Raw genomic sequence first — 25,233 nt, 5'->3', positions numbered from 1 at the left:
TACTAATAGAAAGGATTAGGGGGTGAGGTTTTGGGTTCTCGATTTAATAATTGTAAAAAGAAGTGTACATGTAAACAGGATGATTGTTGGGATGCTTTCGAAGAATGTAAAAAAGAACAAGAAGAACAAAATAAAAAATGCGATTGTTGCTGTGTACAAGGAATTAGAGATGAGCTTAAAAAATTAGTAAACAGAGCCGTGCGAATTACTACAGTAGGAAATAATTATGCAGGAACTGTTTCTTCAGTAACTTGCGATGTTGTAAAGCTTGCTAATAGTGCTGGGGTAGTTACGGTAATTATTTCTGTTTGTAAAATTGAAGCGATTGAACTTTTGTTGACATAGGAAAATAGCATAATTATGCCGTTTTTTGTAAAGCCATTCTTATGAATGGCTTTATTTTAATTTCGTATAAAAGGAGAATATATTCTTTATATAGAAATAGGTTTGAGGCTATAAAGAGTGATGTACGAACGGAGAATGAGAGTGATTAAATTAGTACCCTTTAAAAGATCTGATTTCAAACAATTAATAAATTGGATTAATTCCGAAGAATTTTTAATACAATGGTCGGGAAATGCATTTACATATCCTTTAAATGAACAGCAATTAGAGAAATATACAGAATGTGCAAACACACTGGCATTCAAAATAATGGATGAAGAGACTAAAGCAGTTATTGGTCATATTTCTCTTGGACAAATAGATAATATAAATAAGTCTGCTAGAATTGGAAAAGTGCTAGTTGGTAATACGAAAATGAGAGGGCGTTCTATAGGGAAACATATGATGAAAGCCGTACTTTGTATTGCTTTTGATGAATTAAAACTACATAGAGTAACTCTTGGTGTTTATGACTTTAATAAGTCAGCTATTTCTTGTTACGAAAAAATAGGTTTTGTAAAAGAAGGTTTATTAAGAGAGTCAAAAAGAGTAGGAGAAACGTATTGGAATTTATGGGAAATGAGTATGTTAGAATATGAATGGAGCGGTAAAAAATAATAGTTATCTATAACTATGTTATGTTAATTAAAAGGGGTATGGTGGGAAATTATGAATAAAAAAACGAAAATCATTACAGTTGCAGCTGTTTCAGGAGGAGGTAAAACTACTGTTACAGAAAAATTAACTCAAAAGTTAACAAATTCAAAAGCACTATATTTTGATAGCTATCACTTTAAAAACTGTCCTAGTGATATTTGTAAATGGATTGATGATGGAGCAAATTATGATGAATGGGTACTTACGCCATTAATTCATGATATTCAGCATCTTATACGAGAGGCTAATGTAGATTATATTATTGTAGATTATCCTTTTGCATACTTAAATAGTGAAATGCGAGAGTTTATTGATGTAACTATATTTATCGATACACCTTTAGATATTGCGATGGCTAGAAGAATTTTGCGAGATTTTAAAGAAGATACAATAGATGAAATACATAATGATTTGAAACATTACATGACATTTGCGAGAAAAGCATATTTAGAGGCAATTCATACTGTTAAGCCGAATTCGGATATTATATTGGATGGCTCTTTATCTGTAAGTAAAATAATTAATCATGCTGTAGAGGAACTTGGCCTGAGAGAAGTGATTGTCAATGGTTAAATGTATAGAGGAATATGTGCAAGTTGATGATTTTAAAATGTATACGAAAAAGTTTCAAGGAAAGAAGCTGCAGCCAGTTATTATAATGGAGGCAGGTTATGGCGATTATTCAAAGGCGTGGGACCATATTGCTGAAGAGTTGATGGAATATGGGACGGTACTTACATATGATCGAGCGGGATTAGGGAAAAGTGGGAAGAGTTCCAAGAGACGTATTAGTTCTGAAATGGTAAAAGATTTAAGAAGTTGCTTAGCGCAACTACAATTGAAACCACCTTATATTTTTGTAGGACATTCTTTTGGCGGTATAAATGCACGTTTATTTGCGACTTCTTATCCCAAAGATTTGTTGGGAATCGTTTTGGCTGATTCGACACCGGAAAATTATAAAGAAGATTTTCTGCCAATCATGTCTCCAGAATTTCAAGAAGCTTACTATAAACAGTTTGTATATGAAAGTTCTTATGAAGAGTTTACATTTAGTTTAAGTGAAGTAGATAGACATTGTAAATCAATGAATGATATTCCACTTGTCGTGTTAGCTGCGGGTAAAAAAGCTTTTTATTCGCCAGATGCACAAATGAAATGGTTACAATTGCAAGAAGAATTATTACGATTATCATACAATCATAAATTTGTAATTGCAGAAAAAAGCGGTCACTATATTCAAAAAGATGAACCATATTATGTAATAGATGCGGTTAAGTGGATTGTTGAGGTAGGGGAGAGATAAATATATATGTACACGTTATTTCAATACAATTGGCAAGTAAGGGATGATTGGTTTAAGTGGTGTGAACAACTTTCAAAGGAAGAATTACTCCGCAAGCGTGTAGGTGGTGTTGGGAGTGTTTTAGAAACATTATTCCATATTGTCGATGTTGAGTACAGCTGGATTAGTGCGCTTCAGGGAAAAGAAGATAATGAACCGCAGTTTAAAGATTATCAATCCATCCAAAAAGTGAAAGCGTTATCTGATTTATATAAACGAGAATTAGAAGATTTTTTACAAGAATGGTCATCTACCGTAGAATGTAAGATATTAAAAGCTTCATGGACGGATAAAACATATACATATGGTGAAGTTTTAAGACATGTAATTGTACATGAAATTCATCATATTGGTCAGCTATCTATATGGGCGAGAGAATTAAATCTTCAGCCTGTTTCAGCGAATTTAATTGGAAGAGGATTATAAATTTAGAAAACCGGCTTGCACTGTAAATGCAAGCCGGTTTTTATATAAAAGAAGATTTCCTAGTTGAAATCCTCGGATTTTTTCTGACGTATATGTAAAAACATTAAAATTGTAATGATGAAGAAAATCAACAATGTTTGTATGATCAAATTTTTAAATTGAAGCAAAACTGTCCACGATGTAACAGCATCTTTAAAAGCTTGGAGTGCAGAGTACGAGGAAGGATCAAAACCGTACTGTAGTAACTTTTTTGTTTCAATAAAAGTACTGTTTTCTTCATTGGAGTCTAATATTACGGAAATAAGTCTAGTATCTCCTCGTTTTGCTGTACTGACAAAACTATAATTACCATTAGTTGAAAAACTAGTTTGTAAGCCGTCAACACCTTGGAGTTTAATGTTTTTATTAAGAGAATAAATCATTTTATTTGTGTTGAAAACTTTTGAGTCTTTGAAGGTAAATTGGTAAGAGGTTAGTTTCGTAACATTCAATACATCTGGAAAGTCTTTTACTAATTGTGTCGCTAGTTTAGCTACGTCTATAGCTGTTGTAGTTGATTGTTTATTTGTATCGTTATTCATTCCAGTAGCATTTAAAAACGGGGATGGTTGTGATAACTTTAGTTGTTTTGCTTTCTCATTCATTAAAAGTGTAAAGTTATCTTCGTTTCCAGCAATGTGTTCTGCAAGGGCAAGTGCGGAACGATTATTCCCTGTCAAAAACAATGCATGAAGTAAATCACGAACTGTCGTTTTATCTTTCGAAGTTACTTGTATAGGACTCGTTTCTGCTCGGAAAACTTCGTTACTTATTTTTACTAATTCATCTAACTGTATTTTTCCTTCATTCAGTTGTTCCAGTGTGATATACTCTGTCATTAATTTAGATAAAGTAGCTGATTGTATAGGAGTTTCTTCATTTTTTTTATAAACAACTTCACTTGAATTAGCATCTATTAAAATAGCTGATTTAGCTTGAATAATTGGACCATTTACATAGAGGTAAAAATATAAAACGATAAGTGCTGTAATAACAAAAGATAAGAATAAAATTGTGAACTTTTTCAAGAATTGCATAAGCGATCCTCCTACTATGACATCAATAATACTATTGTAAAAAGGAATGCTTAATTAGGAAGAAAGAAAAGGTAAAGAATTTCTAAAGAATTATAAAGGATTATTAAATTTGGATTTTAATGGAAAATAAAAGATCCAATTTCTTATATGGTAAGAAATTGGACCTAAAATTAAGTTGTATTAACATTTATATGGTTGTAGTTTTACAGTGAAAGTTGTTTTTTTATCATCACTATATACTTCAATTGTTCCTTTATGCAATTCCACAATACTTTTTGCAATTGCCAATCCGAGTCCAGATCCACCAGTGTTCGTAGAGCGAGATTTTTCAACGCGATAAAAACGTTCAAAAATATGAGGTAAATCCGTACTAGGAATAGGTTGGCCGTAATTTGTTATATCTATAGTAATCATATTATTGCTTTCATAGGCAGCAAGGTCGATATATCCACCGTCGTTTCCATAAGCGATAGCATTTATAATAAGATTTTCAAACACTCGTACTAATTTGTCTCCATCAGCTAATACCATGAGTTTTTGAGATGGGAAAGAAGGTCGACATTCTATATTAGCTTCTTGAACTTGTATGCGGAATTGAACAGTTAATTGCCCAAGTAGCTCTACAATATCAATGGGAACAGAATATAAACTTAACTCTTTATTTTGAACACGTGTATATTCAAACAAATCATTCATTAATGCGTTAAGACGGGTTACTTTATCGTAAATGACTTGTATATAATGGCGTAATTCCACTTCATCTCTATAATTATCATGGTGGATTAAATTTACGTATCCAACTATAGAGGTAAGAGGAGTACGTAAATCATGCGATACATTTGTAATAAGTTCACTTTTTGCTTGTTCAGCCTGTCTTTCTTCATCAATCGAAACTTTCAATTGTTCAACAATGTGATTAACCCCGCTTGCTAACTCTTCCAGATAATTATGATTTACGATAGAAACTTTATGATTGAAGTTTCCATTTGCAATATAACGAATCTCTTCTATCATTTTTTTAATACAAGTTTCATAATAAATCTTTTTTTCATGACGATAAAAAATGTATAGGTAGGATGAGAAAATAGAAAATAAAAACAAATAAGATACAATCATCATCCATAGAGATTCCTTTATTCCTTTATATTTTTCATATCCAAAAATTCTAATGAATTCTTTTCCGAGCTCGCTTAACGTAAGTGAACTTTCAATTACACTTGTAACAAGGCGATATATAATTAATTCAGTAATAGGAGTAAGTGTGATGGCTAACATAAACCAAAAAATTAACTTCCATTTTGGGATATCTTTTAATATATCAAATGCTTCATTTCTCAATTTTATAGCCTACTCCCCAAACAGTATGAATAAACTTCTCTCCATTCATTCCTGTTTCAAGTTTATCTCGTAAATTACTAATGTGAACCATTACAGTTTTATTTGAACCATAACCATCTTCGTTCCATACGCGTTCAAAAATTTCTTCGGAACTAAATACTCTTCCGGTATTACTCGCAAGTAAATATAAAATATCAAATTCAATAGATGTAAGTTTAATATATTCTCCATTTACTTTAACAGTATGATTATGTTTGTGTATTTCAGCAGAACGAATACGAATAATACCATCTTCATTTTTGGAGGAAGTGGCATTTTGGAAAGATGATCTTCGTAACAAAGCTTTCACTCTAGCTACTAATTCTAATGGATTGAATGGCTTAATCATATAATCATCTGCACCTGTCATAAGACCTAATATTTTATCCATATCTTCTGCTTTTGCACTCAGCATAAGAATAGGTACAGTATTATTCTCACGAACTTCCTGGCAAACTTCTAATCCATTGCGTTTTGGCATCATAATATCCAAAACCATAAGGTCAACATCATATGTAGAAATCATTTGCAATGCCTCATCGCCATCGTATGCTTTATAAATGTTATAGCCTTCATTTCGCAAATAAACAGCAAGTAACTCAACAATTTCTTTATCATCATCAATAATTAATATGTTTTTATTCATTATGTAGTTCCTTTCCTTACAAATCATTAACATTACTATAATATCAAACATTTATGTATTTTGTAGCAATGATTCACCATAAAATTTCATGTAACGTATAAAAAAGGGATTAAAACATTCATAACGAATACAAATAAAAAGGATATTTAAATACAGCGTTATATTGAAAGTTAGGAAGAAAGGTGACTTGAGATGTTATATAAGGATATATATTCATTTACTCCAACTGGAAAAATTGAAAATGATATAAAATCATTTCTATTAAAATACAATAAAGAACTTACTTATAAACATTCAATTCAGGTGGCAAAAGAAGCCCGTAAAATTGCGATTACGTATCATGTAAATGAAGAAAAGGCAGCGATTGCAGGATATTTACATGATATTAGTGCAATCTTTCCAAATGAAGATCGGGTTGCAGTTGCTGAAGAATTTGGAATAGAGATATTACAAGAAGAACGAGAATTTCCAATGATTATTCATCAAAAGTTATCGAAAGTAATTGCAAAAGAGATATTTAAAGTGGATGATGAAGAAATCTTAAATGCAATTTGCTGCCATACTACACTACGTAAACTTGCAACGAAAATGGATTTAGTGTTATTTGTTGCTGATAAAATAGAATGGGATCAAAATGGAGCACCACCATATTTAGTAGAAGTAAAAAAAGAATTAGAAAAATCTTTAGAACATGCTGCTTTTGCATATATTTCATATTTGTGGGACAGAAAAGACACGTTGAAAGTTATACATCCATGGCTAGAAGATGCATATTGGCAGTTAAAAGAAATTGTAGAGTAGAAAGGAATTAAGAATGCAATTAAAAGAATATATGAATGAAACATTCCCTGGAGTTACATTAGTACCACATATATACTTTCAATGGGAAAATCATTTGCATTTTCATTTTGGGAAAGGGAAAGACCTATTTGTAGAAAGAACCGACGATGTAAATAGGGAATACTTCACTCAGCTTTATACATATAATAAATACTTATTTGAAGATATATTTTCAAAAGAAGATGAAGTTTTTTTAGTAACAAATGTTTATCGATTTAAAAAGGAAAATGTGAAAAATCCACAGAAAATTAATATATATAGACGTTTTATTCATAATAGAGATTTAAAGTATCATATAAGGCAAGAAACAATACCTTTTTTATTTGAAGAAGAAGAAGCTGACTTGTATTGTACTTATCAATTTTCATTAAAATGTTTTGCTTGTGATATAAAGTATACACCGCTTATTCAAGCTGCAAATCATGAAGATTTTCTAGGTCTTTATCCTCGTTTTGGACGCAAAAAAGAAATTTCTTATCCAGATGTATTTCTCATAAATGCAACAAAAGATATTATCATGTTTATTTACGATGATAGAGGATGTGAAGTAATTGCGAAGAATAAAGAAACAATACGAAATTTATATGAGAAATATAAAGAGTGGATTCCAGATTATGAATGAGAAAGTATAGATAAAGTATTTACATGATAACAATAGGGGAAGTGAAGCATGTAATGAAGCGTATTGCAATCGTATCCGCATGGGAACCAGAACTTACGTATTTGCATCAATATTATCCAAGTGAACGTATTGAAAAACGAGCAGCTTGGGAATTTCATTTTCATTATATTAATAATATGGAAGTTATCTCCGTAATAACTGGAGTTGGGAAAGTAAGTTGTGCTAGTTGTGTGCAATTATTAATTAGTGAGTTTCAGCCAGATGAGTTGTTTATGACAGGAATATGCGGAAGTCTATCAAATAAGGTGAAAAATGGACATATTGTAGTAGCCCTTAATGCAATACAACACGACGTTACTGCTGCTGGTTCAGGGGAAGATATTTTTAATTTATATAATGGTAGGACAGCACCTATTGAAACAACAAAGTCACTTGTAAGAAGAATAAAAAAGATACGATCTTATGATCCGATTCATTATGGTACATTTTTATCTGGAGATCAACGTATCCGTAGTTCAGAAATGAGATATTTACTCCATACTGTATATGGAGCATTAGCGGTTGATCAAGAAGTGGCAGCTTTTGCTTATGTGTGTCAAATCAATAACAAACCTTTTCTTAGTTTAAAAGCTGCATCAGATCAAGCAAATGATAAAACGAAAGAGGAACAAAAAATCTTTAAAATGTTAGCGTGTGAACGAGCGTGCGAGCATTTAATTGCTTTTTTACGTGTACATGAGATTAATGTAGTAAATAATAGATAGTAAGAGGGGTTAATATTGGAAAGTACAAATAAAATAGCTATTCTGAGTGCAAACGGAAACGCAGGGAAATTCCTTGTAAACGAAGCGTTAGAAAAGGGATATCAAGTAAAAATATTAACAAGAAATTCTAATAATATCAAAATAACAAATGAAAATTTAGAGATTATTAATGGAGATGCACGTGATTTTGTTTCAATACGCAAATTACTTAAAGGGTGTCGAGCTGTAATTAATGCGGTAGGTTAACCAAAAAATGAATCTTATATTTTTAGCACAGTAACGAAGCATATTTTAGAAGCAATGAAAGAATTTGAAATAAAAAGATATATACTAATTTCTGGAGGTTCTTTAGATGTTACAGGAGATCAAAAGGGAATTGTAAATAAAATAGGAGCTACCTTGTTTAAAGTATTTTTATCAAAGATGATGCAAGATAAATATAAAGAATTGCAAACTATTCAAGGTAGTGATGTAGATTGGACAATTGTTAGATTACCATTTGTTATGGAAGGGAAGAGCATTGGAAATATAAAAGAGAGTTTAGTAGATATGCCAGGAATCAAAATTCAAAATAGTGATATTGCACCATTTGTTATAAAACAAATTAACAGTGAGAGATATGTAGGGAAGTGCCCGTTTATTTCAAATTAAATGTTAAAGAATGATGGGTAGAGTGAAACTAGTACATTTTACGTATTTGAATGCTAAGTTTAACACGAGTAAGTGGGGGAGAATTTTATATGATTCAATACAAAAGATGCAGTGAAGTAAGTATAGATTTAGTGTATGAAGCTTTTAAAGATGGATTTTCAGATTACATTATTAAAATGGAAGTTTCAAAAGAAGATTTTATAAAAAGGTTTTTGGGATCAGAAGGGAATTCACTAAAACATTCCTTTCTTGCTTTAGACGGTAACAAATCTGTTGGTGTAATACTTGGCGGGATAAAGGATTATGAAAACATAAAAACAATGCGTTGTGGAACATTAGCGGTTCATCCTAATTACCGCGGTATTGGTGTGAGTCAAAAATTATTTGAACTGCATAAGGAAGAGGCGCTTCAAAATGAGTGTAAGCAACTTTTTCTTGAAGTCATTGTAGGCAATGACCGAGCGATTCATTTTTATACGAAATTAGGCTATGAAAAAGTGTACGATCTATCTTACTATAATTTAAAAGATATGACTAAAATAATAAATAAAGATCGTAAGGGAATTGAAGTAAAACAATTAGAATTTCCAGCTTTTAAAGTTGAAATTCAGAAATGGTTACACTTCCATATAAATTGGCAAAATGATATGGATTATATCGGAAAAACAAACAATACATTTTATGGTGCATATGTCGATAATGATTTAAAAGGTTCTATATGTATGAATGAACAAGGTAAAATTAGTTTTCTTTTCGTAGAAAAAGACTATAGAAATCGTGGTATTGGATCAAAATTATTACAAGTAGCAACAGAAAACTTAAATGTATCAAGTTTATCAATTGGGTTTCCAAACAACAATTTACTGGAAGGGTTTTTAAAGAAAACTGGATTTGAAAAGAATTCATTAGCACAATATGAAATGTATGTATTATTATAAAAAGCGAAAGGAGTCATTCTTTCGCTTTTTATTTTTGTGCTATATTGATATTTTACTTTGTATAATATTCTTTTTTTATGTAGAATAGATAGGATGGGAGGGGATGAAATGAATAATGGATTAAAGTTTAAGATTTTTGAATTGCATTGTTTCGTTCAAAAGACTTATTCTGATATTAAAATAGCATGTGATATTGCTATTTATCAAGAAAACACTTCTAAATATTTAATTTCATTAGGATTTTTAAATAAATCATATATGACTTATATAGAAGCAAAAAGATTTTATCGTGAAAATGAAGAACTTATAAGTGTAGAATTTGATAATTTCTTTCATACATATGATAAATTAGAACAAGAATTAAAAAAGGTTATTTCAACTGAAGATAAGAATCCTTCATTGCTACATAGCAGATTTGATCAGTTTCAGCAAAAAGTTGAAAATATAAATGACCTAATAAAAGTATTGCAAAACGCTCGTTAAAGAATACTTTTTCTTTTTCATATAGAAAGTATGCATTAAAAACATATTAGGGATATGACATATTGAAGAGGTGACTTTTGTTGATGACAGAAGTCATCTTTTTATAATACGGTTTTGCGTAATGTGATGTACTTTTTATTTTTTCTATTTTTGATAGGAATACATTTAAGCAGTTTCATATTTTAGGAAATTATACGAGGAAAATAAAATGAAGAATAAAAAAGAAATAGCTATAGTTGTATTAACAACAGGATTAGTTTTAACAAGTGTAGCACCATACGGAGTAGTTTATGCAGAAGAAACGGGTCAAATGCAAGTTGATATTCAAGAGGGTTCATTCCGTACAGGTGAACTTACACAACCATCACAAAAGACGCCAGAGAATGTAGTGAAAGATGCACTTAAGGAAAAAACCGAGCATGCTTTGTCTCCAAAACAAGTTAGTGGGGACAAAGGGGTAGATTACAACGTTGTTCAAAAACGTGCTTCTTATGATGGGACTACACTTGTACGTATGCAACAAATATATGAAGGTAAAGAAGTATATGGACACCAATTGACTGCTCATGTAGATAAAAAGGGTATTATTAAAAGTATTTCAGGAGAAAGTGCACAAAATTTAACACAAGAAGATTTAAAGAATGCTAGTAATTTATCAAAAGAAGAAGCAAAACAATATATTTATATGAAGTACGGGAACGATATTAAATTTATTTCTGAGCCAGAAGTTAAGGAAGTTATTTTTGTTAATGAAAATCATGGACAGGCTACCAATGCATATCAAGTTACATTTGCCGCTGCAACACCAAACTATGTATCTGGAACTTATTTAGTGAATGCTCATAATGGTGATATGTTGAAAAATATGGTGCAAGAGTCAGATTTAAAAGTAAGTGAAGAGCATGTTGAAGCTATTAAGGAGAGTAAAAAAAGCAATTTTAAATCATTAACCGGAACTGGAAAAGATGATTTAGGAATAACTCGTACATTCGGTATTTCTGAACAAAGTAATGGGAAATATGCGCTTGCAGATTACACAAGAGGGCAAGGAATTGAGACATATGATGTGAATTATAGAGATATTAGTTTTGAAGAAAAATATTATCCTGGTATATTAGCAACTAGCACATCAACAACATTTAATGATCCAAAGGCGGTAAGTGCCCATTTCTTAGCAACAAAGGTATATGATTTTTATAAAGATAAATATAAGCGTAATAGTTTTGACAATAAGGGGAACAAAGTAGTATCAGTTGTACATGCATGGGATTCTGGAGAAACAGATGATCCTAAAAATTGGAGTAATGCATTTAGTGCTAATGTTAACAATGTTAGTATGCTTATATATGGTGATTCAATGGTTAGAGCGTTTGACATAGCGGGCCATGAATTTACGCATGCGGTTACATCTAGCGAATCTAATCTTGAATTTTTCGGAGAATCTGGAGCAATTAACGAGGCGTTATCTGATATTATGGGAACGGCTATTGAGAAATATATAAATAATGGAGAATTTAATTGGACAATAGGAGAACAAAGCGGCTCAGTTCTACGTAATATGAAAAATCCATCTTCAATCAATTTTTTTGATGGAGTACCGTATCCAGATGATTATAGCAAATACAGTAATTTAAACGGAGAAGATAATGAGGGCGTTCATTTCAACTCAAGTATTATTAATAAAGTCGCGTATTTAATTGCACAAGGTGGCACTCATAACGGTGTAACTGTAAATGGTATTGGTGAAGATAAAATGTTTGATATTTTCTATTATGCAAATACTGATGAATTGAACATGACTTCTAATTTCACTGAATTAAGATTAGCGTGTCTTAAAGTTGCAACAAACAAATATGGAGCGAACTCAATTGAGGTTGAAGCGGTCCAAAAAGCTTTTGATGCAGCAAAAATTAAAGGGACAGTGAAAGAAAACGAAAAAACTGCAGAAAACCAAGTCCCTGAATTAACTGTACCGCTTACAATTACACTGCGTGTTGGTGATACGTTTGACCCGATGAGTAATGTAAAAGCTGTTGATAAAGAAGAGGGTGATTTAACAAATAAAGTAAAACATAAAGGCGATGTAGATACTTCTAAACTAGGTACATACATTGTGAACTACTCGGTCGTTGACTCTCAAGGGGGGAATGCAACGGCTACACAGACTGTAATTGTAAAGGGAAATGGAGAAGCATTAGATTTAAACCCTACATTAACAGTGCCTACTGCAGCGACAATTCATGTAGGAGATTCATTCGATCCAATGGCAAAAGTATTAGCTATTGATAAAGAAGAGGGTGATCTTACTTCTAAAGTAAAACTTAATGGTGAAGTAGATACCTCTAAAGCCGGTACTTACGTATTAACGTACACAGTTACAGATTCTAAAGGTCATAAAGTAACTGCGGAACAAACTGTAACGGTCAAAGTTAGAGATGAAGTTAAAAATGAAATACCAATACTAAAAGTACCTGCTACAACTACAATTACTGAAGGAGACCAATTCAATCCAATGGCAAAAGTATTAGCTACTGATAAAGAAGACGGTGATCTTACTTCTAAAGTAGCATATGAAGGTATTGGAGATACCACTAAAGCTGGTACTTTTGAAATAATATATAGTGTCACAGATTCTGTAGGTAATGAGGTACATACAATACAAAAAGTATTGGTGAAGGATAAAGATACTAGAAAAGCTAAAGGCGTTGCTAATAACAGTAATATCCCGAACAACAGTAATACCGATAAAAAAGAATCTACATATAAAGAGCTTCCCAACACAGGTGCCAGTACAACTAACAGTGCAACAATGGGCATATGGATGGTTATTGCAGGTACAGTACTCACTTTGGCTCGCAAATTTAGACAGATACAAAAATAACAGTAGGGATTATTTCTTACACAATAATTATTAGATAAATTTTTTACTTAATAAGATTTTAGTATTTAAGTAGTGTATTTGGCTTCTATAAAACTTTTTGCTTGGACGCTATTTTGCCTACAGACCTACATTACATATAAAGCACGTTACTATTCTCATTCAAATAAAAGAATAGTAACGTGTTTTTTGATTTAAAAATAGCCTAAATTCAAAAGGTCATGAGTGTGGAAGTAATTCTAATCTGCCATTGATAAGTTACTAAAAACACTTAGTTTTAATAAAAGTTTAACTCTATATGACAACATGAGATTTTCGGTATTTACCAGGTGTTTCATTAGTGAATTTTTTAAAAATTTTAGTAAAATAGCTTTGATCACTAAAGTTGAGCGAAGCACATATGTCTGATAAGGGATAGGTTGTGAAAGTTAATAATTTTTTTGCTTCTTCGATTCGTTCATGTTGTATGTACTCAATTAATGAAATACCGACTTCTTTTTTGAATAATATAGATAAATAATCTGAATTTACGTTTGCAAATTTAGCAAGTTGTTTAACTGATATTTGATTGTAAATATTTTCAAAAATATAGTTTTTGCAAATAGCGATAGTCTTTGAGTATTTCTTTACTTTTTGTGCTTTTACACGGTCTGCAAAAGTACAGAAAACATTTCTTAATAAATCCCAAACAGATTCTGTGTCTTTTAAATCCTCTGTCTTTTGGATGTGTATATCGTAAATCTTGTAAGCAATCCCGGAAGGAAGTCCTCCTTTTATAGCATATCTAGTAGCAAGTGTGATGGATGAAATACAAATGTTTTTATGACGTCTTAATTGATGGAATGAAGATAAGGATGAAAGAGTATCTTGTTGGAATTCGTAATAATATTTGAGTACGCTTTCTTTATCCCCGTTTTCTATAGCTCCAAGTAGTTGGTTCTCTATATACAAATTATGACAGATAGATTCGTTTTTTTGCATTGAAATATATACATCCTCGTTTAAGATACTGCTATGATTTACATGAAATGAGTCACTGTTATTTGAAAAGGTACGTACATCTGATTTTTTTTTGTAGAGAATGTTATAGAACAATATTGCTATATTTACAAAGAAATTTTGATCTTTGACTGACAATGAAAAATAATAATCTCTTGTTCGTTTATAATTCGAAATGAAATTAAGGTTACTATCCGTTTTACTTGTAGAAAAATTTACATGTGTCAAGGGCCCAATAATAACAGTACCGTTCACCATATAATGACTCTTTATGTGAATTAAAATGAAGTGCCCTAAATATTGGTGAGATCTGAAGATGGGCGAATTATTTGAATCATTTTTTTGAAAAAGCACATGTAACTGTTCTATTTTTGATTTATAGAACGAATGTGATTCATCTTTTGATGTAAATTCTAAAAGAATATTTTTGTTACAATCTAAAAAACAAACTGGAATTTCAAAAGATTGGAAAAACAGATTACAAATGTACTCTATCTCAACTAGACTGAGCTTTTTATTCATATTATTCCTCCTTACAGTTGTGTGTAATAGTTGAATGTTTATATATTCCTTTTTTTCATAAGTAGAAACGGAAAAACTTTATCTATAAAAATTATAAACTTCTAAGAATAATACCATAATTTAACATGATTAGCACATATTATTTGAATATAAAGGTAATAGTTTTAGGGAGTAACGTAAAATATGAATTGTCACACTTATTCGTTGTTCATTGTTTATATGTATCAAAAATGATTAAGATTGGATTTTAAATAGGGATAGGAAGGGAGAGATTAATGAATTGAAGTTAAGTTAAGTAATTAATGAAAATTTGCGATAGAAGTTAATATGTAACGATTTTTGAAGTAGAGATATAAGTGCAATTCAGGGAAAAAACTACATATATCATACGGAGAGACAACGTAATAATAGAAAATAAGAAGAGTGAATAAGTGATTGTAAACAATGGATTGTTGGACGACTATGTTTTAGGTTACTCGTTTAAATCTGGTACTTGGCACACTATTACTTTTAAGAGGGTAATAGTAATAAAGAGATTTTTAAAATGATAGAAGTAGTAAAGGGGATAAGAGAAATGAAAAAAATATTTAGTGTGCTTTTAGTATTTTTCTTAACATTTTCTACATGGTCTAGTGTATTAGTAAAGGCAGCTTCACCATCCAAAGGTACTTTAACGATTCATAAATATGAACAAGAAAAAGATGGCGCATCGGGGCTAGAAGGTGATGGCTCTGCAAATCAAGAAGTACCAACAAATGCGAAACCATTAAAAGGTGTAACGTTTGAAGTGAAAAGGGTTGCGTCGTTTGAAAAAATTTCAAACGATGGGAAAATCGTGAAAGAAGATGTGAAGCCTGTAATGGGAGCAACTCCAACTCAAGTAGTAACAGATGATAACGGACAAGCTGTATTAAAAGATCTTCCGCTAGGACGTTATGAAGTGAAAGAAGTGGCAGGACCTCCGCATGTTAACCTAAATCCAAATACGTATACAGTGGATATTCCATTAACGAATAAAGAGGGTAAGGTACTAAACTATGATGTTCATATGTATCCGAAAAATGAGATTAAACGTGGTGCAGTTGATTTAGTAAAAACTGGTGCAAATGAAAAAGCATTAGCAGGTGCAGTATTCTCTTTATTAAAAAAAGATGGTACAGAAGTGAAAAAAGAGTTAGCAACAGATGGTAATGGGCATATTCGCGTGCAAGGATTAGAGTATGGGGAATACTATTTCCAAGAGACAAAAGCGCCGAAAGGGTATGTACTAGATCCGACTAAACACGAGTTTTTTATAAAGACCTCCGGAACTATTAACGAAGATGGAACAATTACTTCTGGTACAGTAGTTAAAGTAGAAGTGCAAAACTATGAAGAACCAAATATTGATAAAAAGATTAACGGGAATTTGGAAGCGCTACCAATCAATCCGTTAACTAATTACAATTATGATATCAAAACATTAATTCCAGAAGACATTAAAGAATACAAAAAATATGTAGTAACAGATACTTTAGACGATCGTTTAATGATTCAAGGAAAACCAGTCGTAAAAATTGATGGAGCGGAAGTAAATGCAAGCATTGTAGAGGTAGCTGTAGAAGGCCAAAAAGTAACAGCCACAGTAAAAGATTTCACAAAGTTAGATGGTAAAAAAGAATTTCATTTACAAATTAAATCACAAGTAAAAGAAGGAGTACTATCTGGTTCGGAAATTTTAAATACAGCAAAAATTGATTTTATAAATAAAAATGATGTAATTGGAGAAAAGGAATCTAAACCTGTAGTTGTTGTTCCGACAACTGGAATTATCGAGTTAACAAAAGTTGATGGTGCTGATAAGAAGAAATTAAAAGGTGCGGAGTTTGTACTTAAAGATAAAAATGGAAAAATAGTTGTTGTGGCAGGTAAAGAAGTCACAGGTGTATCAGATGAAAATGGTGTTATTAAATGGACTAACATTCCGTATGGAGACTATCAAATTTTTGAAACGAAAGCACCAATTTATACAAAAGAAGATGGTATAACAGCTTCATATCAATTATTAAAGGACCCTATTGATGTAAAGATTAGCGAAAATAATCAAACGGTTAAATTATCGATTGAAAATAATAAAAGTGGATGGATTCTTCCTGTAACGGGTGGTATCGGAACGACTCTATTTACTGTACTAGGTCTTACGTTAATGGCTACAGCGGCATTTGTTTTCTTTAGAAAAAAGTTTGCTAATAATTAAGGTTTTAGGAACATGTAACCAAGTGATGTGAAAAGGGGAGAAGCAAAATGCTTCCCTCTTTTCAATATTTTAGTATATACAGAGGTGGAAATATGAAACGAAATCTTGTTTTAGGAGGTATTTTTTTATTTGGATTAGCTATTTTTTTATATCCTACTATTAGTAATTGGTTGGCAACTCGTGCACATTATTCTGAGATTAGCTCCTACGATAAGAAGATCAAAGTACTACAAAAGAAAGAAGTTGAACGTAGGGAAAAAGAAGCAACCGAATATAATAAACAAGTTCAAACTTCCATGAAAACATTTGCAGATCCATTTTCTGAAGAAAAAAATAATCATCAAGCGTATGCCGATGCGTTAAATTTAGGTGATGTAATGGGGTATATTGAAATATCGAAAATTAATATAAAACTGCCAATCTATCAAGGGACCTCTGAGGAAGTATTGAGTCGCGGGGTAGGTCATTTAGATTATTCTTCACTTCCAGTAGGTGGAGAAAATACGCACACTATTTTAACAGGGCATCGTGGTTTACCATCATCAAAATTATTTACAGATTTAGATAAGTTGAGTGAAGGAGATCTTTTTTATATTCATTCTTTAGACAAAATTCTTGCTTATAAAGTAGATCAAATTAAAGTAGTGTTACCACACGAAACGGACGATTTAAAAATTGTGGAAAATAAAGATTATATAACATTAATTACATGTACGCCTTATGGAGTAAACACAAATAGATTACTGGTTCGAGGTGAGCGTGTGGAGTTTAACGAGAAAGAAAAACAAAAAATGGGTAAAGAGATATTTATGTTTAATAAGTGGACCGTAGTAATCTTAATCCTATTATTATGTGTGTTACTAGTCGCAATTTATAAGAAAAAATTAACTCGATAGAATGAATTTATTTATCCTGTATTAATGGGCAGTGGGACCGAAAATCCAGAGATAAGTAAAGAAGGTATATAGGGGATGAAGTAAATCCTCACTGAAAAAATTTTCACTTTATTCGACTGTAGAAAAAATACGGTAAAGGTGGGAACAAAGGAATTGAGGTTACAATTAAAGTTGGTAAGTATTCATTTTATGGTTTTGTTAATGTTATGTGTAAGTTTTGTCGTATATGCACCAAAAGAAGCATATGGATCCACGACTAACTTAGAAGGTCTAGGGGATATATCGCGTTATAATGCTGTTGTCTTTGGTAACCATATAGCAGTAGGTGGAGACATTGAAGGAGCAATTGCAGTTCAAGGTGATATGGATGCATCTGGTTATACAATTGTAGGTGCAGCAGCGGGAACATCTAATATAGTTGGGGAAAAATGGGATGATGAGAGATATCCATCCTTGTTATTGTCTGGAAAATTTAAAAAATCAAGAGAGGAATCTTTTATCATTCAAAACGGAATAGTCGTAATGACAAAAGAGAGTGATCCAGATCGTATCATACAATCTTCTTATGATCGTATCGTTTATAAAGAAAAACTAGAAATTGACGCGAAATTTAATGAATTTTACAACATAGTGAACCAAGTCAGTAAAAATGCAGGTCAATATAAAACGAATACCCCAATTCCAAATATGAGTTATGGAATCGGAAAAGATATAAACAATCCTAATATTTATGTTTCATCAGAACTGGTAGGGAAAATCAATTTAGATATAAGAGATGTCTTTTTACCTAATGCTAAAGGAAAAGATTTTATCGTTATGTATTCGGATGCAATAGAGGTTACATTTAAAAATGGTGCTATCTTATATGACACGAACAATATTGGTAGGGCTACAGATATAATTCCTACATCACAACCCTATTCTCCTAATTCACCGTTCACTGAGTTATACGGGAAGGTGATTTGGGTTTTTCCTAATGCAAAAAAGATCACAACAGAGGGATATGGTGTCGTTGGGAGTGTGTTTGCTCCAAATGCTGTATTAGAAACAAAAGGCGGTTCGATTAATGGACAAGCATTTGTCGGTGCAGTACAACAAACTGGTGGATTTGAATTTCACAATTTCAAATTTAATTGGCAACATTGGAACAAGCCTAGTACAGGAAAAGTAAAGATAAAAAAAGTAGATAGTAATAATGATAATAAAGAATTGATGGGGGCAAAGTTTCATATTGAAGATTCAAATAAAAAAGTAGTTGGTGAGTTAGTAACAGATGAAAAAGGGGAAGCGATATCAAAAGAATTACCAATAGGTAACTATACTCTTGTGGAAACAGAAGCGCCTAAAGGTTACGAATTATTAAAAGATAAAATAGCTGTAAAAATAGAAAAAGATGCAGTAGTAGAAATTAAAATAGGAAATAAGAAATTACCAGATCCGATGGGGAAAATGAAGCTAGTGAAAGTAGATACGGGAGATAAAAATAAAAAGCTAGCAGGAGCAAAGTTTCATATTGAAGATTCAAATAAAAAAGTAGTTGGTGAGTTAGTAACAGATGGACAAGGAGAAGCGATATCAAAGGAATTACCAATAGGTAACTATACCCTAGTGGAAGTAGAAGCACCTAAAGGTTATGACTTATTAAAAGATAAAATAGCTGTAAAAGTAGAAAAAGATGTAGTAGTAGAAAGTAAAATAGGGAATAAGAAATTACCAGATCCAATGGGGAAAATGAAGTTAGTAAAAGTAGATACGAGCGATAAAAATAAAAAGCTAGCAGGGGCAAAGTTTCATATTGAAGATTCAAATAAAAAAGTAGTTGGTGAGTTAGTAACAGATGAAAAAGGAGAAGCGATATCAAAAGAATTGCCAATAGGTAACTATACCCTAGTGGAAGTAGAAGCACCTAAAGGTTATGACTTATTAAAAGATAAAATAGCTGTAAAAATAGAAAAAGATACAGTAGTAGAAATTAAAATAGGGAATAAGAAATTACCAGATCCGACTGGGCAATTTGAAATTGAGAAAGTTGATGATAAGGATATTAATTTAAAACTAAAAGGTGCTGTATTTCAAGTATTAGATAAAGAAGGTAAAGAAGTTACTAGATTAACAACGGATGAAAAAGGAAAGGTGATTTCCAACCAGTTAGTACTTGGAAAGTATATGATTAAAGAAATAAAAGCGCCAAACGGTTATATGTTACTTAGAGATCCAATAGAAATAGAAATTACAGAAGCGGTAAGGACACAAAAACTAACAGTGAAAAATGTGAAAAATAATTGGGTAATTCCTAATACTGGTGGCAGCGGAACAACAAGTTTTTACGTGATTGGTTTTGTGCTAATGTTTGGTGTGTTATGCTTATATAAGAAAAATCGTATATAAATAGTATAAAAACAGTTGTGTATTATGAACTGATTCCATAAAGTTAGAAAATCGTTTGGTTAGAAAAATTTCCAGCATGAGTTCGGTATTGTACTGGATTCATGCTATTAAATTTGTTGAAGAAGGAAGGATAATAGTAAACATAGAATATATTAATAAATCAAAATGTTTACGAGGTGAAAGTGATGGCAACAAAACAAGATGAAATTAAAGTAGTAGTCGGCGCTGGCGTGTTTAATAATAATCCAGGTTGGATTCAAACACAAGAAGATGAACTTAACTTATTAGACAAAGCTACGTGGGAAGAAAGATTTGAATACAACTCTATTTCAGCTATTTTAGCTGAGCATGTATGGGAACACCTTACTTTTGAAGAAGGTATAAGAGCAGCTGAAATTTGTTATGAATTTTTAAAGCCAGGAGGGCATATTCGTTGTGGTGTTCCTGATGCATTCTTCCGAGATGAAGCATACCAAAACATAGTTCAAATAGGCGGACCTGGCCCGAAAGATCATCCAGCAGCAAGTCATAAAATTGTTCATAATTATAAAACATTAACGGAAATGTTTAAATTTGCTGGATTTGAGGTAGTTTTACTTGAATATTGTGATGAAAATGGTCAGTTTTATTACAACGAATGGGATGCAAACGACGGTGTTATTTTCCGTTCGAAAAGGTATGATTCTAGAAATAAAGGTGAGAAGCTTGGTTTTCCATCTTTAATTGTTGATGCGATTAAGCGGTAAGTCATTCAATAAAAGCAAGGGTTAATACTATAATTTCATGAGTCGCAAATGCGGCTTTTTTTATTGGTGTGTAAGTCTATATTTAATAAGGAAACGGATATACATGATAATTATTTTTCAACATTATATAACTCGACTTGGAAAATATTTAAGTTTTTCTCATTACCATTAACTTTAAATTAATACTTCGTTGACATAAAGATTTATTTTATATTTATATTCGTGTAAAATAGAGTGAGAACATACATTCTGTATAAAGGGGCAATCAATATGATAGCTGAAATTGGGAAACTAACTAATGGGTATATTGTAAAATTTGAACGCCGATTTCCAAATACAATAGAGGAAGTTTGGTCTGTTTTAACAGAAAACAGTAAGCTTAAAAAATGGATGTCTAATTTACAAATTGAAAGTCTTAAAACGGGTGGAATAATAAAGTTCGACATGATGGACGGTTCATTTATAAATATTGATATTTTAGAGTGTCAAGTAAATTCAGTACTTGAATTTACTTGGGATAAAGATCGTGTCCGATTTGAAATACATAAAGAAGAAAGTGGGACTCTTTTACTTCTTAAAGAGTACATTCATGTATTAACTGATCATACACCGAAAGATATAGCTGGTTGGCATATTTGCTTAGATCTTTTTTCTTCCGTACTAGAAGGAAAAGAAAAAGAATTTTCTAAAGATGAATGGCAACAATGGTTTGAAACATATAAGGATAAGATCCTTGAAGTGAGAGGGTAATTGTATAAAAAGTTATATTCATTATGTAATTATTACACTGTAAAAATGATTTTAAAGAAAAATAAGAATAGAGGTTAATATGAAAGTAAATCAATTAATTGCTAATAACATAAATAAATTAGATACAGTGATTCCATTTAATAAGTCGTTTGGAATCGCTGGTTTATCAGGCTCAGGTAAAACAACCTTTTGTCAAACGATTGGTGAAGAATCAAAAAAACGATTAGTTTCTTTATTGCCAAAGGCTGAATATCAATATTTATTTCCTAACATTATGCAAACGAATTTTAGTGCTATTAAGATAGAAGATATGCCTTTAGTTCTTTTTCTAGGAAAATCATCGATTTCTTCCAATCCACGTTCAACGATCGGTACACATACTGGTGTTTTCACAGAGGTACGTGAAAAACTTGCTGATGTATTTCATCTTTCACCTGAGGTTTTTTCATTCAATAACCAGTTAGGCTGGTGTACTGGCTGTAAAGGCCGAGGTACTACTAAAAATATTGAGTGTAAAAAATGTAAGGGAAAACGTTATAGCGAAGAAATCGAACAACATAAGATAGATTTATTTGCTAAACCACATACAATTTCAAATATTAATGATTTAAGTGTTGAGTCTATTCTTTCGTTAGCGGAAGAGTTAAAAATTAGTGAAGCAAAGCAACATATACTGCAAAATATAATTAATATGAACATTGGTTATTTAACATTAAATCGAATTATGGGTACGTTGTCAGGTGGAGAGTTAACAAGACTATATTTGGCTGAATTTATGGCAGTAAGCGAAAATGCTGTAATTATTATTGATGAGATTTCAGTTGGACTTGATCATGAAACATTATTACAAATATTAGAAGAGATTAAGCAGTTAGGGTGTAAAAATCAAATTTGGCTCATTGATCATTCAGATACTGTACTGGATACAACAGATGAGCAATTGTTCTTTGGACCTGGTAGCGGAAAATATGGTGGACAAATTGTGAAAGAATCGCCAAGACCAAAACCAATACTGTCGGATCTAAATAAAGAAGTACCAACAGAATACTATACATTCCATGAATTATATTGCCGTAATATCCAAATGGCGGAGTTTCAAATCCCTAAAAATAGGCTTGTGACGGTTACTGGAGAATCTGGATGCGGGAAATCTACACTTGTCAATGAATGTTTAGCTACAGATTTCTTGAAACGATATCCAAAAGATAAATTAGTTATGGTAGGACAAGATCGAAATCAATCCATTACAAGTCGATCAACTGTAGCCACTTTCCTAGATATTAAAAAGAAACTCACAAAGTATAGCGAAGAAATTGATGATATTTTTGAGCGTTCGATTGAGGATATTATAGATGAACTTCCAAATGAAGATATTGCGTATAAACGCTTGAGTCTACTAATTAAACTAGGACTTGGTTATTTAACGTTAGAACGAAAAACACAAACATTATCAACAGGTGAGTTTCAATGTGTTCATTTAGTTTCGGAGTTATTTGCAAACACAAGAAATCCACATACATTATTTATTTTTGATGAGCCTTCAAAAGGTTTATCACAAAATATTTTAAACCAATTTATAGATAGTGTTAGAGGGATATTACAAGATGAATCAGTCTCTATCATCATGATTGAACATAATAGTTATATGTTAGAAAGCTCTGATTATATTGTAGATTTCGGGAAAAGACAGCTTGAATCTATAAAACATCTTGATGTAGTAAGTCATGAAGATTATTATCGTCAAAAAAGCAGTGTGAATAATGCTGAGCAAATACATATTTCTTCAGCACTTAAGCATAAAGAAGGCGTTCACTATTTAGAAGAAAATCATATTCACTATTTTAAAAATGCCGAAAACATTTATAAGGGTGGTATTTTAAAAAGTTTATCATCAATGGCCCGTTTAATTTATAGTGAATATGAATCTGATATAATTGCACCTGTTGTTGCTATTGATCTTGAAAGACATTTATATAGTCAATATAGTTTTTTATATGAAATTGGTGGATTAATTAATCATATTGTAGCTGCTCATCCAACTAATAAAGATACGAGAAGTTTTGATTTCTATTTACAGGACAATCATTGTCCATCTTGTTCTGGACGTCTTCAAATTGAAGTTTTCGATAAAGATATTACAATTCAAGATAAAAACGTTCCATTTTGGGACGGTTTATTCGATCCGGAAATCATGAAAGTATTAAAATTTTATCAATATGAAAAAATAGAATTTCTATTTGAAGAAATTAAAAATGAGCTTGGTCACGATTTATCAAAGAGCTATAATGATATGTCAGAAGAAGAAAAGCATACGTTTTGGTACGGATATTTTGAAAAATCATTTTATGATAAAAAAGGAAAGACACGCAGAACATGGGTAGGATTTAATACGATTATTGGTGGATATATTGTTATTTCTAAAGCAGCTATTAAAGAAGAAATTAAGTCTTCTAAAGAAATGATGACATGTCCAATTTGTGAGGGTACGGTTTTAAATCATCATAAACCGCTTAAATTTGCTAACTTCGATATTCGTGAAATTATCAATCAACCAGTTGATGAAGTGTTGAAAATAGTTGGTGATTTACCTGCACTTCATAAATTAAAGTCTATAGTTGGTGGCGATATGAGATTGACAGAAGATGTTTCTTTATTACCAAGGAAAGCACAAGTGGCACTGAAAATGTTTGAATTAGAACAGGCAAGCTTTTCAAACTATGAAATGGTCTTACAAAATGTCTTACCATTCTGGGACGAAATAAAAGGAAATATCGAATCCATTAGTGTTAATAATCAAGTAACTATTTGTGATTTCCCTAATGTTTATGAAACGAGAGAAAATATTATAGATAAGTATTTCACAAATGGTAAATATAAAAAACTTACGTATGTATATGAAGCATTTGGATACAAAAAGTTAGTTACCCAAATTAATAAAATTAAAAAAAGTAATCCATGTCCATTCTGTAAAGGGAAGAAAGTTATTACTGAAGATAATTTGCATGATGGTGTGTTTAAACTAACAATTCCATGTGTAACTTGTAATACAAGTGGTATTAATGATGAAGGACTAAAAGAAGTGGTTGAGGATGTGGATGTACAAACATGGTTAACTGGAAAAGTTAGTGATGTTGTGGATGAGAGCTTATTAACAGAAGCTGTTGCGCAAATACCAATTTTTAATCGTATTCGCGAATTGGATAAACGAGATATGATGGCGGTTTATGAATGTCTTGAGAGTAATCAGTAAAGTTTTATTAGTTTATGTGTTATTAACATAACTTATATAAAATATAAAACGTATATTCTTTATAATGTTTATAATAACGCAGTATGAGTATTATAAGGTAATGAAAGAAGATCCAATTTCTTAATGTGAAAATTAAGAAATTGGATCTTTTAGTATTTTTATGTCCCGTATACTATAGTTCCAACTAGTATGGAGGAGAGATAAAAAATAATAGGGATGAACAGTTGATATATTATGTAATTATTATATTATAAAAATGATGATTAGGGGTAAAAACAGTTTATTAGTTATATCTTTATTCTTGTTTATTAATCATGTTGTTTTATTGTCTGATTTTTTAAATTTAACAGAAATATATA

The 25,233-nt window shown here is 31.3% G+C and carries 21 protein-coding genes and 1 pseudogene; 18 read left to right on the top strand and 4 right to left on the bottom strand.

All coding sequences use genetic code 11. The features are described 5' to 3' along the window. The first annotated feature begins 30 nt into the window (after nucleotides 1-30). From exsK to DT250_RS15085, 5 genes are all read left to right on the top strand, one after another. Complete coding sequence (exsK, locus tag DT250_RS15105) at nucleotides 31-345, top strand: exosporium protein ExsK (RefSeq protein ID WP_000535565.1); 315 nt, start codon at nucleotides 31-33, stop codon at nucleotides 343-345. Nucleotides 346-486: 141 nt separating this feature from the next. Next, the gene (locus DT250_RS15100) at nucleotides 487-1,002 is read left to right on the top strand and encodes a GNAT family N-acetyltransferase (protein WP_142291743.1); all 516 of its coding nucleotides are present in this window, start codon (nucleotides 487-489) and stop codon (nucleotides 1,000-1,002) included. 51 nt (nucleotides 1,003-1,053) lie between these two features. Then, nucleotides 1,054-1,614, top strand: a complete 561-nt coding sequence (locus DT250_RS15095) for a nucleoside/nucleotide kinase family protein (protein ID WP_088609795.1) — start codon at nucleotides 1,054-1,056, stop codon at nucleotides 1,612-1,614. Next, nucleotides 1,607-2,347, top strand: coding sequence for an alpha/beta fold hydrolase (locus DT250_RS15090; protein WP_149213285.1), 741 nt, complete (start codon nucleotides 1,607-1,609; stop codon nucleotides 2,345-2,347). Before DT250_RS15095 ends, DT250_RS15090 begins: the two co-directional genes overlap by 8 nt. Before the next feature lie 6 nt (nucleotides 2,348-2,353). Further along, nucleotides 2,354-2,812, top strand: a complete 459-nt coding sequence (locus tag DT250_RS15085; protein ID WP_088609793.1) for a DinB family protein — start codon at nucleotides 2,354-2,356, stop codon at nucleotides 2,810-2,812. A 59-nt stretch (nucleotides 2,813-2,871) separates the two neighbouring features. Here DT250_RS15085 and DT250_RS15080 read toward each other — a convergent pair whose 3' ends face one another. The 3 genes from DT250_RS15080 to DT250_RS15070 form a co-directional block, all read right to left on the bottom strand. Next, nucleotides 2,872-3,888 (bottom strand): D-alanyl-D-alanine carboxypeptidase family protein, encoded by a 1,017-nt coding sequence (locus DT250_RS15080; protein WP_088609792.1) that lies wholly within the window; start codon nucleotides 3,886-3,888, stop codon nucleotides 2,872-2,874. A gap of 180 nt (nucleotides 3,889-4,068) precedes the next feature. Next, nucleotides 4,069-5,226 (bottom strand): sensor histidine kinase, encoded by a 1,158-nt coding sequence (locus DT250_RS15075; RefSeq protein ID WP_097890895.1) that lies wholly within the window; start codon nucleotides 5,224-5,226, stop codon nucleotides 4,069-4,071. Further along, nucleotides 5,216-5,911, bottom strand: a complete 696-nt coding sequence (locus DT250_RS15070) for a response regulator transcription factor (RefSeq protein ID WP_087986134.1) — start codon at nucleotides 5,909-5,911, stop codon at nucleotides 5,216-5,218. The genes DT250_RS15075 and DT250_RS15070 overlap by 11 nt, the downstream gene beginning before the upstream one ends. 192 nt (nucleotides 5,912-6,103) lie before the next feature. Between DT250_RS15070 and yqeK the strand changes: the two genes are divergently transcribed. The 7 genes and pseudogenes from yqeK to DT250_RS15035 all read left to right on the top strand — a co-directional run bounded on the left by yqeK (nucleotide 6,104) and on the right by DT250_RS15035 (nucleotide 13,090). Next, a complete protein-coding gene (gene yqeK / locus DT250_RS15065; RefSeq protein ID WP_149213284.1) occupies nucleotides 6,104-6,712 on the top strand; it encodes a bis(5'-nucleosyl)-tetraphosphatase (symmetrical) YqeK in 609 nt (202 codons plus the stop codon). A 13-nt stretch (nucleotides 6,713-6,725) separates the two neighbouring features. After that, on the top strand, nucleotides 6,726-7,373 hold the full coding sequence (locus DT250_RS15060; protein WP_149213283.1) for a DUF3885 domain-containing protein: 648 nt from the start codon (nucleotides 6,726-6,728) through the stop codon (nucleotides 7,371-7,373). 26 nt (nucleotides 7,374-7,399) lie between these two features. Then, nucleotides 7,400-8,137 carry a 5'-methylthioadenosine/S-adenosylhomocysteine nucleosidase gene (gene mtnN / locus DT250_RS15055; RefSeq protein WP_137015065.1) on the top strand — a complete coding sequence of 246 codons (738 nt, stop codon included), beginning with the start codon at nucleotides 7,400-7,402 and terminating at the stop codon, nucleotides 8,135-8,137. Between the two features lie 15 nt (nucleotides 8,138-8,152). Next, nucleotides 8,153-8,788 (top strand): annotated as a pseudogene (locus tag DT250_RS15050) (SDR family oxidoreductase). A gap of 89 nt (nucleotides 8,789-8,877) precedes the next feature. Next, nucleotides 8,878-9,726 (top strand): GNAT family N-acetyltransferase, encoded by an 849-nt coding sequence (locus tag DT250_RS15045; protein ID WP_149213282.1) that lies wholly within the window; start codon nucleotides 8,878-8,880, stop codon nucleotides 9,724-9,726. A gap of 108 nt (nucleotides 9,727-9,834) precedes the next feature. After that, nucleotides 9,835-10,209, top strand: a complete 375-nt coding sequence (locus DT250_RS15040; RefSeq protein ID WP_088063527.1) for a hypothetical protein — start codon at nucleotides 9,835-9,837, stop codon at nucleotides 10,207-10,209. Nucleotides 10,210-10,417: 208 nt separating this feature from the next. Beyond that, the gene (locus tag DT250_RS15035; RefSeq protein ID WP_149213281.1) at nucleotides 10,418-13,090 is read left to right on the top strand and encodes a M4 family metallopeptidase; all 2,673 of its coding nucleotides are present in this window, start codon (nucleotides 10,418-10,420) and stop codon (nucleotides 13,088-13,090) included. Between the two features lie 291 nt (nucleotides 13,091-13,381). Here the strand turns inward: DT250_RS15035 and DT250_RS15030 are convergent, their stop codons facing one another. Then, the gene (locus tag DT250_RS15030) at nucleotides 13,382-14,608 is read right to left on the bottom strand and encodes an AraC family transcriptional regulator (RefSeq protein WP_149213280.1); all 1,227 of its coding nucleotides are present in this window, start codon (nucleotides 14,606-14,608) and stop codon (nucleotides 13,382-13,384) included. A 574-nt stretch (nucleotides 14,609-15,182) separates the two neighbouring features. On the opposite strand from DT250_RS15030, the gene DT250_RS15025 reads away from it, so the two are divergent. From DT250_RS15025 to DT250_RS15000, 6 genes are all read left to right on the top strand, one after another. Beyond that, nucleotides 15,183-16,844 carry a SpaA isopeptide-forming pilin-related protein gene (locus tag DT250_RS15025; RefSeq protein ID WP_148666419.1) on the top strand — a complete coding sequence of 554 codons (1,662 nt, stop codon included), beginning with the start codon at nucleotides 15,183-15,185 and terminating at the stop codon, nucleotides 16,842-16,844. Nucleotides 16,845-16,936: 92 nt separating this feature from the next. Next, on the top strand, nucleotides 16,937-17,740 hold the full coding sequence (locus DT250_RS15020; RefSeq protein ID WP_179952844.1) for a class C sortase: 804 nt from the start codon (nucleotides 16,937-16,939) through the stop codon (nucleotides 17,738-17,740). A 153-nt stretch (nucleotides 17,741-17,893) separates the two neighbouring features. Continuing rightward, entirely contained in the window at nucleotides 17,894-20,128 is a 2,235-nt protein-coding gene (locus DT250_RS15015) for an MSCRAMM family protein (RefSeq protein ID WP_149213278.1), read from the top strand. Nucleotides 20,129-20,313: 185 nt separating this feature from the next. After that, the gene (locus DT250_RS15010) at nucleotides 20,314-20,874 is read left to right on the top strand and encodes a class I SAM-dependent methyltransferase (protein WP_088063530.1); all 561 of its coding nucleotides are present in this window, start codon (nucleotides 20,314-20,316) and stop codon (nucleotides 20,872-20,874) included. 270 nt (nucleotides 20,875-21,144) lie between these two features. Beyond that, nucleotides 21,145-21,624, top strand: a complete 480-nt coding sequence (locus DT250_RS15005; RefSeq protein ID WP_000559859.1) for an SRPBCC family protein — start codon at nucleotides 21,145-21,147, stop codon at nucleotides 21,622-21,624. 79 nt (nucleotides 21,625-21,703) lie between these two features. Continuing rightward, on the top strand, nucleotides 21,704-24,874 hold the full coding sequence (locus DT250_RS15000; RefSeq protein ID WP_149213277.1) for an ATP-binding cassette domain-containing protein: 3,171 nt from the start codon (nucleotides 21,704-21,706) through the stop codon (nucleotides 24,872-24,874). Nucleotides 24,875-25,233 lie beyond the last annotated feature (359 nt).

The organism is Bacillus sp. AR2-1, from assembly GCF_008368755.1.
GTDB lineage: Bacteria > Bacillota > Bacilli > Bacillales > Bacillaceae_G > Bacillus_A > Bacillus_A wiedmannii.
This window is presented reverse-complemented; position numbering and strand designations above follow the sequence as displayed.

Excerpts from the sequence above, each read along its gene's own strand:
- DT250_RS15095 (WP_088609795.1), top strand. The coding sequence starts at position 1,054 with ATGAATAAAAAAACGAAAATCATTACAGTTGCAGCTGTTTCAGGAGGA.
- DT250_RS15090 (WP_149213285.1), top strand. The coding sequence starts at position 1,607 with ATGGTTAAATGTATAGAGGAATATGTGCAAGTTGATGATTTTAAAATG.
- DT250_RS15085 (WP_088609793.1), top strand. The coding sequence starts at position 2,354 with ATGTACACGTTATTTCAATACAATTGGCAAGTAAGGGATGATTGGTTT.
- DT250_RS15080 (WP_088609792.1), bottom strand. The coding sequence starts at position 3,888 with ATGCAATTCTTGAAAAAGTTCACAATTTTATTCTTATCTTTTGTTATT.
- DT250_RS15070 (WP_087986134.1), bottom strand. The coding sequence starts at position 5,911 with ATGAATAAAAACATATTAATTATTGATGATGATAAAGAAATTGTTGAG.
- yqeK (WP_149213284.1), top strand. The coding sequence starts at position 6,104 with ATGTTATATAAGGATATATATTCATTTACTCCAACTGGAAAAATTGAA.
- DT250_RS15060 (WP_149213283.1), top strand. The coding sequence starts at position 6,726 with ATGCAATTAAAAGAATATATGAATGAAACATTCCCTGGAGTTACATTA.
- DT250_RS15045 (WP_149213282.1), top strand. The coding sequence starts at position 8,878 with ATGATTCAATACAAAAGATGCAGTGAAGTAAGTATAGATTTAGTGTAT.
- DT250_RS15040 (WP_088063527.1), top strand. The coding sequence starts at position 9,835 with ATGAATAATGGATTAAAGTTTAAGATTTTTGAATTGCATTGTTTCGTT.
- DT250_RS15035 (WP_149213281.1), top strand. The coding sequence starts at position 10,418 with ATGAAGAATAAAAAAGAAATAGCTATAGTTGTATTAACAACAGGATTA.
- DT250_RS15030 (WP_149213280.1), bottom strand. The coding sequence starts at position 14,608 with ATGAATAAAAAGCTCAGTCTAGTTGAGATAGAGTACATTTGTAATCTG.
- DT250_RS15025 (WP_148666419.1), top strand. The coding sequence starts at position 15,183 with ATGAAAAAAATATTTAGTGTGCTTTTAGTATTTTTCTTAACATTTTCT.
- DT250_RS15020 (WP_179952844.1), top strand. The coding sequence starts at position 16,937 with ATGAAACGAAATCTTGTTTTAGGAGGTATTTTTTTATTTGGATTAGCT.
- DT250_RS15010 (WP_088063530.1), top strand. The coding sequence starts at position 20,314 with ATGGCAACAAAACAAGATGAAATTAAAGTAGTAGTCGGCGCTGGCGTG.
- DT250_RS15005 (WP_000559859.1), top strand. The coding sequence starts at position 21,145 with ATGATAGCTGAAATTGGGAAACTAACTAATGGGTATATTGTAAAATTT.
- DT250_RS15000 (WP_149213277.1), top strand. The coding sequence starts at position 21,704 with ATGAAAGTAAATCAATTAATTGCTAATAACATAAATAAATTAGATACA.